The sequence below is a fragment of the Streptomyces sp. NPDC058295 genome (genome assembly GCF_042880655.1).
GTDB lineage: Bacteria > Actinomycetota > Actinomycetes > Streptomycetales > Streptomycetaceae > Streptomyces > Streptomyces coriariae.
In genome coordinates this window covers 97711-103864 of record NZ_JBHVYO010000032.1, presented here as the reverse complement: position 1 = coordinate 103864, position 6154 = coordinate 97711, and the positions used below count along the sequence as shown (strand labels likewise).

The 6154-nt window shown below is 69.3% G+C and carries 6 protein-coding genes; 1 reads left to right on the top strand and 5 read right to left on the bottom strand.

All coding sequences use genetic code 11. The annotated features are described in order from the left end of the window. Positions 1-56: 56 nt before the first annotated feature. The 5 genes from ACFVYS_RS29785 to ACFVYS_RS29765 form a co-directional block, all read right to left on the bottom strand. On the bottom strand, positions 57-818 hold the full coding sequence (locus tag ACFVYS_RS29785) for a succinate dehydrogenase iron-sulfur subunit (RefSeq protein ID WP_362517532.1): 762 nt from the start codon (positions 816-818) through the stop codon (positions 57-59). Continuing rightward, the gene (gene sdhA / locus ACFVYS_RS29780; protein ID WP_389506975.1) at positions 818-2572 is read right to left on the bottom strand and encodes a succinate dehydrogenase flavoprotein subunit; all 1755 of its coding nucleotides are present in this window, start codon (positions 2570-2572) and stop codon (positions 818-820) included. Before sdhA ends, ACFVYS_RS29785 begins: the two co-directional genes overlap by 1 nt. Positions 2573-2605: 33 nt before the next feature. After that, on the bottom strand, positions 2606-3088 hold the full coding sequence (locus ACFVYS_RS29775) for a succinate dehydrogenase hydrophobic membrane anchor subunit (RefSeq protein WP_362268608.1): 483 nt from the start codon (positions 3086-3088) through the stop codon (positions 2606-2608). A 5-nt stretch (positions 3089-3093) separates the two neighbouring features. After that, positions 3094-3474: a succinate dehydrogenase, cytochrome b556 subunit gene (gene sdhC, locus ACFVYS_RS29770; RefSeq protein WP_078615861.1), complete on the bottom strand. Its 381-nt coding sequence runs from the start codon at positions 3472-3474 to the stop codon at positions 3094-3096. A 266-nt stretch (positions 3475-3740) separates the two neighbouring features. Continuing rightward, positions 3741-4280: a 2-oxo-4-hydroxy-4-carboxy-5-ureidoimidazoline decarboxylase gene (locus tag ACFVYS_RS29765; protein WP_389506972.1), complete on the bottom strand. Its 540-nt coding sequence runs from the start codon at positions 4278-4280 to the stop codon at positions 3741-3743. A gap of 249 nt (positions 4281-4529) precedes the next feature. Here ACFVYS_RS29765 and ACFVYS_RS29760 point away from each other — a divergent pair, with 249 nt between their 5' ends. Beyond that, complete coding sequence (locus ACFVYS_RS29760) at positions 4530-6137, top strand: glycoside hydrolase family 20 protein (protein WP_389506996.1); 1608 nt, start codon at positions 4530-4532, stop codon at positions 6135-6137. The last annotated feature ends 17 nt before the right edge of the window (positions 6138-6154 follow it).

The window sequence follows — 6154 nt, the reverse complement described above, 5'->3', positions numbered from 1 at the left end:
GCTCCTTCAAGGAGCGGGGCCCTCGCCGTGTTGCCGGGCTCAGCGAGCCGGGAGACTCAGAAGCGGCGCGTGATCAGCGCTCGCTTCACCTCCTGGATCGCCTTCGTGACCTCGATGCCACGCGGGCAGGCGTCCGTGCAGTTGAACGTCGTACGGCAGCGCCAGACGCCGTCCTTGTCGTTCAGGATCTCCAGGCGCTGCTCACCCGCCTCGTCGCGCGAGTCGAAGATGAAGCGGTGGGCGTTCACGATCGCGGCCGGACCGAAGTACTGGCCGTCGTTCCAGAACACCGGGCAGGACGACGTGCAGGCCGCGCACAGGATGCACTTCGTCGTGTCGTCGAACCGCTCGCGGTCCTCGGCGGTCTGGAAGCGCTCGCGCGTGGGCTCGTTCGTGTCCTTCGTGATGAGGAAGGGCATGACGTCCCGGTACGCCTGGAAGAACGGCTCCATGTCGACGACCAGGTCCTTCAGGACCGTCAGGCCCTTTATGGGCTCGACCGTGATCGGCTTCTCGGGGTTGATGTCCTTGATCAGCGTCTTGCACGCGAGGCGGTTCTTGCCGTTGATCCGCATCGCGTCCGAACCGCAGATGCCGTGGGCGCAGGAGCGCCGGAAGGTCAGCGTGCCGTCGACGTCCCACTTGATCTTGTGGAGACCGTCGAGGACGCGCTCCTTCGGGTCGATCTCCAGCGTGAAGTCCTGCCAGACGGCCTCCGCCGAGATCTCCGGGTTGAACCGGCGGACCCGGAAGGTGACCGTGATGTACGGAGAGGCCGCGGACTCCGCCTCGACCTTGTCCAGAACGGGAGTTGCCATCAGTACTTACGCTCCATCGGCTGGTAGCGGGTCTGGACGACCGGCTTGTAGTCGAGACGGATGGACTCGGTGCCGTCGTCGCCGACCTCGCGGTACGCCATGGTGTGGCGCATGAAGTTGACGTCGTCGCGGTTCGGGTAGTCCTCGCGGTAGTGACCGCCGCGGGACTCCTTGCGGGCCAGCGCCGACACCGCCATGACCTCGGCCAGGTCGAGCAGGTTGCCCAGCTCGATGGCCTCCAGCAGGTCCGTGTTGAACCGTCGGCCCTTGTCCTGGATCGAGATGTTCCGGTAGCGCTCGCGCAGCTCGGCGAGCTTCTCCACCGCCGTCTTGATCGTCTGCTCGGTGCGGAACACCATGACGTTGGCGTCCATGGTCTCCTGGAGCTCACGGCGCAGTTCCGCCACCCGCTCGGTGCCGGTGGACGCGCGCAGGTGCTCCACCTGGTCGATCACCTGCCGCGCGGGGTCCTCCGGCAGCTCGACGTACTCCGCCTTCTGCGAGTACTCGGCGGCGGCGATGCCCGCCCGCTTGCCGAACACGTTGATGTCCAGCAGCGAGTTGGTGCCCAGACGGTTCGCGCCGTGCACCGACACACAGGCGACCTCGCCGGCCGCGTACAGGCCCGGGACGACCGTCGTGTTGTCGAGCAGGACCTCGCCCTGGACGTTCGTCGGGATGCCGCCCATCGCGTAGTGCGCGGTGGGCTGGATCGGGATCGGGTCCGTGTACGGCTCGATGCCGAGGTACGTGCGCGCGAACTCCGTGATGTCCGGGAGCTTCGCGTCCAGCTGCTCCGGCGGGAGGTGGGTGAGGTCCAGATAGACGTGGTCGCCCTCGGGGCCGCAGCCGCGGCCTTCCCGGATCTCCGTGTAGATCGAGCGGGACACGACGTCACGCGACGCCAGGTCCTTCATGACCGGCGCGTACTTCTCCATGAAGCGCTCGCCGTCCTTGTTGCGGAGGATGCCGCCCTCACCGCGGGCGCCCTCCGTCAGCAGGATGCCCATGCGCCAGATGCCGGTCGGGTGGAACTGGAAGAACTCCATGTCCTCCAGCGGCAGCCCGCGCCGGTACACGGCCGCCTGGCCGTCACCCGTCAGCGTGTGCGCGTTCGAGGTCACCTTGAAGAACTTGCCGGTGCCGCCGGAGGCGTAGATCACGGCCTTCGCCTGGAAGACGTGGATCTCGCCGGTCGCCAGCTCGTACGCGACCACACCCGAGGACCGCTTCACACCGTCGACCTCGGTGATCAGCTGGTCGAGGACGTAGAACTCGTTGTAGAACTCCACGCCCTCCTTCACGCAGTTCTGGTACAGCGTCTGGAGGATCATGTGACCGGTGCGGTCGGCCGCGTAGCAGGACCGGCGGACCGGGGCCTCGCCGTGGTTGCGGCTGTGACCGCCGAAGCGGCGCTGGTCGATCGTGCCGTCGGGCGTCCGGTTGAACGGCAGGCCCATCTTCTCCAGGTCGAGGACGGAGTCGATGGCCTCCTTCGCCAGGATCTCGGCGGCGTCCTGGTCGACCAGGTAGTCACCGCCCTTGACCGTGTCGAAGGTGTGCCACTCCCAGTTGTCCTCCTCCACGTTGGCCAGCGCGGCGGCCATGCCGCCCTGCGCGGCGCCCGTGTGGGAGCGGGTGGGGTAGAGCTTGGTCAGCACGGCGGTGCGGCTGCGCTTCGTCGACTCGATCGCGGCGCGCATACCGGCGCCGCCGGCGCCGACGATGACGGTGTCGTACTTGTGGATCTTCATGAGTGTTTCTCTCAGTCCCTCGGTCCCGTGCGCCTAGCGGATGTTCGGGTCGAAGGTGAAGATCACCAGCGTGCCCAGCAGGATGGTGAACACCGCGGCGGTGTAGAGCAGGCCCTTCAGCCACAGCCGGGTGTTCGCGCGCTCCGCGTAGTCGTTGATGACCGTGCGCAGGCCGTTCGTCCCGTGCAGCATGGCGAGCCACAGCATCAGCAGGTCCCAGACCTGCCAGAACGGGGAGGCCCAGCGGCCGGCCACGAAGGCGAAGCCGATCTTGGAGACACCGCCGTCCAGGACGAGCTGGATCAGCAGGTGACCCAGGACCAGGACGACCAGTACGACGCCGGACAGGCGCATGAACAGCCAGGCGCCCATCTCGAAGTTGCCCCGGGTGGACCGGGGCGTCTTCTTGGTGCGCTGACGCGGGGGCTCGATGAAGGGCGCGGGGTTGTCCACGTCGTAGACGGAGCCGCCCTCGACGGGGCCGATCCCGGCCGCGGTGGTTTCAGTGGTGGCCATCGGTCTCAGCTCCCGAACAGTTCACGAGCGGCGTGGCCGAGCACGGGGTAGATCGCCCCGAGCATCAGCAGCAGCCACAGGCCCACGACACTCCAGAGCATCTGCTTCTGGTAGCGCGGGCCCTTCGACCAGAAGTCGACGGCGATGACGCGCAGGCCGTTGAGCGCGTGGAAGAGGATGGCGGCCACGAGGCCGTACTCCAGCAGCGCCACGACCGGCGTCTTGTAGGTGGCTACGACCTTGTCGTAGTCCTCGGGGGAGACACGCACGAGGGCGGTGTCCAGCACGTGAACGAACAGGAAGAAGAAGATGAGGACGCCGGTGACTCGATGAGCCACCCAGGACCACATTCCTTCCCGGCCGCGGTACAGCGTTCCAGCCGGCACGGAAGAACCCTCCGGGAGCGGGGATTGGGGCCTGCCGGCTTGGGGTGTCGGACGGGCCCGGCCGGGTACGGTCCACCGGCCCCCAGCATCGTAGCGAGGCGCTGGCGCTCGGCTTACGTCGGGCCTACCTGTGTGATCAAAGTGGCACGCAGATGGGTGAGCGTTGCGGCATCTGGGGTGGAGTGTCCTGTTTGGGTCCGGAAGTGGACCCGTGCCGGTCGGCCGCGCCCCGCGGCGGAGCCGCCCGGGTCACCGCCCCGCGCACCTCAGGCGAGCCGTGCCAGCCGTTGCCTCGCCAGCCTCCGGAGCTCCTCCGCCGCCACCACCCGCTCGTCCTCGGGATCGTTTGTCAATCGTGACCGGATGCCCTCCAGGACGTGGTCCAGGGACTCCTCCTGGGGAACACCGTCGAGGCAGATGGCGAACGCGTGTCCGAATCGGGCCTCGTAGGCCGCGTGGGCCGCGTCCAGCGCCATGTGCGCCGCTCCGTACGCGTCCGCGGGCAGGCCGGGCAGGGACTCCGCCGCCAGGGCCTCCGCCAGATCGGCCGGGCTCAGGTCGTACGCGGCCTCGTCGGAGGCGGCCAGCAGGGCGTCGAGCGTCGGATACGGGCGGTGGTCGGCGATACGACGGGCCCAGCGGAGGCTGCGGAGACAGGCGAGGAGGGTGCGGTGCGCCTCGTCGGCGGGGGCGGTGTTGAAACCGTCCAGCGGACGTACGGGTGAGGTCCGGGTCTGCGCCGGTATGGCGAGGCAGCCGGAGAGAGGGGAAAGACGGTGCGCAGGCAGCGTGGATCCTCGCGTCACGTGTGATGTGGAAGGGGATGCAGTGAAAGGTGTGTCGACACGTTATCGAGAGCGGTCAGGACGTGTCTGACCGATGCCTGAATTTCACCCGAACGAGAGAGTTTCGAAACGTGTCGTGGACTCCGTCACGCCTGGTTCGACGCGCTTCGGGCGGCCGGGAGTCGTACGGTGGGCGGAGTGAGCAGGCACAGGCATCGGCGCCGAGCGCCGCAGAGGAAGCCGCACCAGCAGGTCGCGGCGCGAGCAGTGATGGCGGGCGGGCTGGTCGCCGCGCTCGGCGTCGGGCTCGGCGTGTGGGCCTCGTCGGACGACGACGGCACGACACCGGCCGGATCGGCCGCCTCCCGGCAGGCCGCCGCGAGGACGCCCGGCGCGGGCGACACCGGCGCCGCCGCCGCGCAGGCAGCGACCCCGACGCCCACCCGCTCCTACGCCCTCTCCACCACCCCCCGCACCATCCCCGCCGTCAGCGCCCACACCCCGGCGCGCGGCCCCGGGTGGAAGCCGCAGTCCACCCGCCGGCTGGTGGTGAGCGACGCCGGGCTCGCCGACGAGGGGCGGCTGGTCGCCGGCGAGCTGGGGCTGACGTACGCCGGGGAGAAGGACGACGTGCGCGCCGGGGACCTGCGGCTGGCGCTCAACGACGACGAGGGCGCGAACCCGGAGTCGTACACCATGACCGTGCGCGGCGGGCGGGTCACCATCAGCGCGCCCTCCGACGCGGGCGTCTTCTACGGCACCCGCACGCTCAAGCAGGAGGTGCACGCCGGCGGCACGGCGCCGGAGGGCGTCGTCCGGGACCAGCCGGCCAAGCCGCAGCGCGGGTTCACGCTGGACATCGCGCGCAAGCACTTCACCGCCGGCTGGATCGAGGACCGGGTGCGCGAGCTCGGCGACCTGAAGTACAACCAGCTCGGCCTGCACTTCTCCGACGACCAGGCCTTCCGGATCGAGTCCGACAGCCACCCGGAGATCGTCTCCGCCCAGCACCTCACCAAGGCCGAGGTGAAGAAGATCGTCGACCTCGCGGCGAGCCGGCACATCACCGTCGTGCCCGAGATCGACTCACCCGGACACCTGGGCGCCGTCCTCGCGGCCCACCCCGAGCTCCAGCTGCGCAACGCGAGCGGGGTGGCGACCCGCGGGGCGATCGACATCTCCAAGGACGAGTCCGCGGACCTCCTCGACGACCTGCTGGACGAGTACGCCGACGTCTTCCCCGGCGCCTACTGGCACCTCGGCGGCGACGAGTACCAGGCCCTGACGGTCTCCAGCCCGGCCGCCTCCTACCCGCAGCTGGCCGCCGCCGCGACGGCCCGGTACGGCTCCGGCGCGGGCGTCGCCGACCTCACCACCGGCTGGCTCAACGACCGTGCCGACACCGTCCGCGCCCACGACCGCACCATGCGGGTGTGGAACGACGGCTTCTTCCGCGGCACCTCGGTCAAGCCGGCCTCCGACCTGGTGGTCGCCTACTGGACCGGCAAGGAGATCGGCGCGCGGCCGCCGGTGGAATACCTGAGCGCCGGGCTCAAGATGCTCAACTACAACGACGAGTACCTGTACTACGTCCTCGGCGAACCGAACGACTTCGTCTACCCGACCGGGAAGCGGATCTACGAGCAGTGGACCCCGCGGGTGCTGCGCGGCACGACGCCGGTCCCCGCGAAGTACGACGCCCAGATCCTCGGCGGTTCCTTCTCGGTGTGGTGCGACCTCGCGAACTCGCAGACCCAGGACCAGATCGCGGCCGGGATCCGGATGCCGCTGCGGGCCACCTCGCAGAAGCTGTGGGACGCCGGGACACCCCCGCTGACCTGGACGCAGTTCACGGCCCTGGCGAACAGGCTCGGTTGATTTCCGCCGGACACAGG